This window comes from Endozoicomonas sp., from assembly GCF_031844845.1.
In the GTDB taxonomy this organism is placed as follows: domain Bacteria; phylum Pseudomonadota; class Gammaproteobacteria; order Pseudomonadales; family Endozoicomonadaceae; genus Endozoicomonas.
The window spans coordinates 1-3,895 of record NZ_JAVRMB020000346.1 but is presented as its reverse complement, the minus strand read 5'-3'; the positions used below and the strand labels follow the sequence as shown (position 1 = coordinate 3,895).

The window sequence follows — 3,895 nt, the reverse complement described above, 5'->3', positions numbered from 1 at the left end:
TGTTGGGGTCTAGGGCCCATAGAGGCCGAAGACCTGATGAGGTGGGAGTGAGCGGATTCCATCAGGGCCAGAGGCGAATGCGACCTCACCCCAAGGCCGGATATATGGAAGCATTACTCTTTAGTCATTATCGAAAACTTTACCTTGCATCGCGGGGCGGACCATATATGACCCCGGTTTTAGAAGAAAGACCTGACCCCGGTTTTCGGATTAAGTAGCGTCAAGAAGAAAGACCTGACCCCGGTTTTTGAGAAGAAAGACCTGACCCCGGTTTTTGACCCCGGTTTTGTGACGACCAAGTTCCGTATCCTCGAAAACAAGACATCGCCCAGGGTTAACACCCACCAGGCTGGCCGCCTGTAAAAAAGTATCCGGATGAGGTTTACCATTCTCCACATCCGTGACCGTCACCAGCGCATCCAAACGATCAAGCAGCCCTACTCCAGCCAATAGATCTTCTGCATGGTCTCGAATAGCACCGGTACCCACAGCCAGCTTCTTGTTACCTTCACATTCAACAAATACCCCATAGGTTTCGTCAATCAGTACCGGTCCATCATAAATCGCTTCCCACTGAAGCCGCTTGCTCTGGGCAACAGCGGCAGAATCCAGCGATAAATTGTAGCGCTGGTTAACCCGTTCTGCGGTTCTCTCTGTAGACATACCACCCAGAGAGTGATGCCATTCACGGTCAAATGGAAAGCCATATTTCTCAGAGGTCAGTCGCCATGCCTCAAGGTGGGTGGGCATGGAGTCAATCAACGTGCCATCCATATCAAAAATAATGGCATCGTAACCGGTCAGTTTTTCCTTCATAAAGATTGCGCTCGCCCACTGAAAAAAGCGTATTGTGACGTAATCCGATGAAGAGAGTGAATGATAGACATCAACACCAGGCTTTGAAATATTTCCCTGGCCGGTTCGGATGCGTTCCCAAGGGAAAAAGGATGTCACAAAGCTCAAAACCTTGTTCCTGATCCGTGTCGGTCGGTTCCCCGTTCAGGGGGGATCGAGGACCTGAGTCCTTCGGGTGCGCAAGCGAATCGACCTTCATCAAGACCGTGTTCTCCCTTTTGCCACACCCCCTGAGACCGACCTGGAAGCCACTCTTTTCCATATGCCTGATCCATTCAGAACAGCAACCGAAAATGGGGACTTATAGGTTGCCACAGCAAGTAGATCCTGCCCGGCATAAGCCATTTATCGAGGAGTTAGAGCTGGCTGAAACCTTAAGAGATTGAACTATTCCTTAATCAGATTGTCCAAAATATACAATGGGTTATCAATATTGATACTGAGTCTTAAGTATCTGGCCAGATGAAATCAAACATTCCTGGCCGAATGGTTAGTTTATTGCCTTGCCGTATGTATTACAGTGCCTTACAGGTCTGGTGCAGGCTTGCTTTTGGCGAAGACTATATGGGATAGCAAATAGTTAACTACTTACAACCACTAACAGGACTTAACTTATTTGTTTGATTGTCTTAACAGTGGGATTCACTTTAAAAAGGATGCTTGAAATTTATGGACATAAACAGTGAACTGATCAATGATTTATTTTATGGCTTTGTTGGTTTGACAGCATCAACAAAAGAAACCCCTGAACTGTTAAAAGAAGTAGGTAAAATCAGGAATGGGAGGCTGGTCTGTGTAGCCCAATCTGATAGACTGGAAGCTGATGATTGTCGTGAAAAATTAATGGGAAAGCTTATTAGTGCTCTTCCATCACTTTCCATATCAGAAGAAACCAATATATCCATTATTGGTAAAGCACTAAAGGATCGGATGATTGAGAACAGGATGGTTACATTTAATAAAGTCCATAGCCTGATAAATGAAATTAAAGCAGCCATTACGGAAAACGAAGAAAACAGTGAAATAAGTATTGAAGAAGCAGCCCGTAAGAAATTATATCAGTATGGAAAATCCGTATATAAAGTCATTTCTGGTGTTTATTCACAGCAATATCTAATCCCCAATCTTGATGAAAAAATACAAGACTGTTTTTCATTACAGACTCCTGATAAGAAAACAAAGTTACAGGATGTTCAGAAACATCTGGAACAAAGGGAAAAAGAGTTACTCGTATCACTACAGACTATTACTGGCAGTAGCTATTTCTGGGAAAACCCTGCTAACCCCAAGCAAAAAACTGCAAAACTGGATGAATTAAAATTAACAGATAACCAGAATCTCTTGGCTAAAAAGATTATCAAAAAAATAAATTTTGAAAAAAATCCTGATATATTCCACGCATTACACACGTTTATGTTTTTTAGAGGTTATTATCTAGGCAAACCTTTAAATTCATTAAGCGCAGAGCAATTTGAAAATACTTTAAAGCATACACTATTAGATTTAAGATCCCGGGGTCTTGGAGTGGTGAGTTACGCCCCGCCGATTCTCGGGAAGTTGGAAGATAAATTTTCTGAAATTTCTGAATTGGCTTTTGAATACGAAAAAGTCGTAAATTACGACAGGCTAATGAATGAATACCTGAATAATCATTGCAATACCTGGCCAGTTGAGACATACCTTTATAGAGGTGGATCATTTATCGGCGAGTCTGAAAAGAGAAGGAATATAAAAAAAGGCAAAGATATTTTCAACCCTGAGACCGTTAATTTTGGTGCTAATATTTTTGGCAATGGTTTATATCTTACTCCCGAAAAAGAATCAGCAATACAATATTCAAAACGTGCACTTCATGCTTCAGAAGCAGTATTTATTAAACTCCGATTAAAAAATAACGTACCATTACTGAATTTATCTGCATATGGAAAAAAAGAAGAGATAATGAGTTTCCTCAACATATCTGATGAGGAAAGATTTAAGCATTACCTCCATAATGAATTTCCCGGATCATGCATATTAAAACATTCCAATGATGTCTATACAATAAAAGATCCGTCTATAGTTGCCCAGGTAAAAATGATCAAACCTGAATTAGCGATGAATTATAAAGTTTCCCCTCGCCATCGACTTGATGAAAACGAGCATATTAAAGGACATCCAACAGAGTTCAAAACAGTGTCAGACCTCCCTGAAAATCTTGAAAAAACAGGAGCTAAAGCATCCGGGTTCTGGAATACTGAAACGGGAGCTGCTGAGAGTCTGGATGTTTTAAAATATATAGCTGAAGATGAAGATGAAGATGAAGCGTATGTTGTGAAATCACCGATCAGTGATAAACAGGCTCCGGTCTATTGGGAGGCTGATCTATTTGTAGAAAGACCCGATGATTCATTAGCAGATGATTATAAGGTTTCCAATCATCGCCTTGATGAAAACAAGGCTATTAAAGGACATCCAACAGAGTTCAAAATCGTGCCTGATCTTCCTGACAATCTTGAGAAAACAAGACATAAAGCATATGGGTTCTGGAATATTAAAACGGGAGCTACTGAGAGTCTGGATGTTTTAAAATATATGGATAAAAATGGAAAAGAGAAATATGTTGTCCAATCACCGATCAGTGATGAACAGGCTCCGGTTCCGATCTATTGGCGGGCTCATAAAGATATAGAAAGACCCGGTGATTTTATTGTTGAGCCCGCACCTGATTTCTTGAAGCAGCGCTATGAAGAAAAACGAAAACAGGGAATTTCTAACAAGACCAGATAATCATTGAGCAGAATATTCGCAAAATGTTTGATTATGTGAACTCAAACCCAGAGTCAAAACCTTGAACTACCAGCCCGGATATATGACATATCCGGGTCTGGGCTTACCCATGAGAACAAAAAATCAGTGAGACGCAAATACACTCATACTGCCATCTTTTTTATAGGCGATGGTCTGATAGGCGTCTTTACGATCACCGTACTCCATACCCGGTGAACCCATAGGCATACCAGAAACCACAATACCGCGAACTTCCGGCTTCTCCGTCAGC

3 protein-coding genes are annotated in these 3,895 nt (G+C 41.5%); 1 reads left to right on the top strand and 2 read right to left on the bottom strand.

What is annotated here, in order from left to right; translation table 11 throughout:
- Window positions 1-210 precede the first annotated feature (210 nt).
- Window positions 211-954, bottom strand: coding sequence for an HAD-IA family hydrolase (locus RM811_RS19120; RefSeq protein ID WP_402527423.1), 744 nt, complete (start codon window positions 952-954; stop codon window positions 211-213).
- Between the two features lie 570 nt (window positions 955-1,524).
- On the opposite strand from RM811_RS19120, the gene RM811_RS19115 reads away from it, so the two are divergent.
- Entirely contained in the window at window positions 1,525-3,624 is a 2,100-nt protein-coding gene (locus RM811_RS19115) for a hypothetical protein (RefSeq protein ID WP_402527420.1), read from the top strand.
- Between the two features lie 123 nt (window positions 3,625-3,747).
- On the opposite strand, the gene RM811_RS19110 is transcribed toward RM811_RS19115, so the two are convergent.
- Entirely contained in the window at window positions 3,748-3,894 is a 147-nt protein-coding gene (locus RM811_RS19110) for a DUF411 domain-containing protein (RefSeq protein WP_402527422.1), read from the bottom strand.
- Window position 3,895 lies beyond the last annotated feature (1 nt).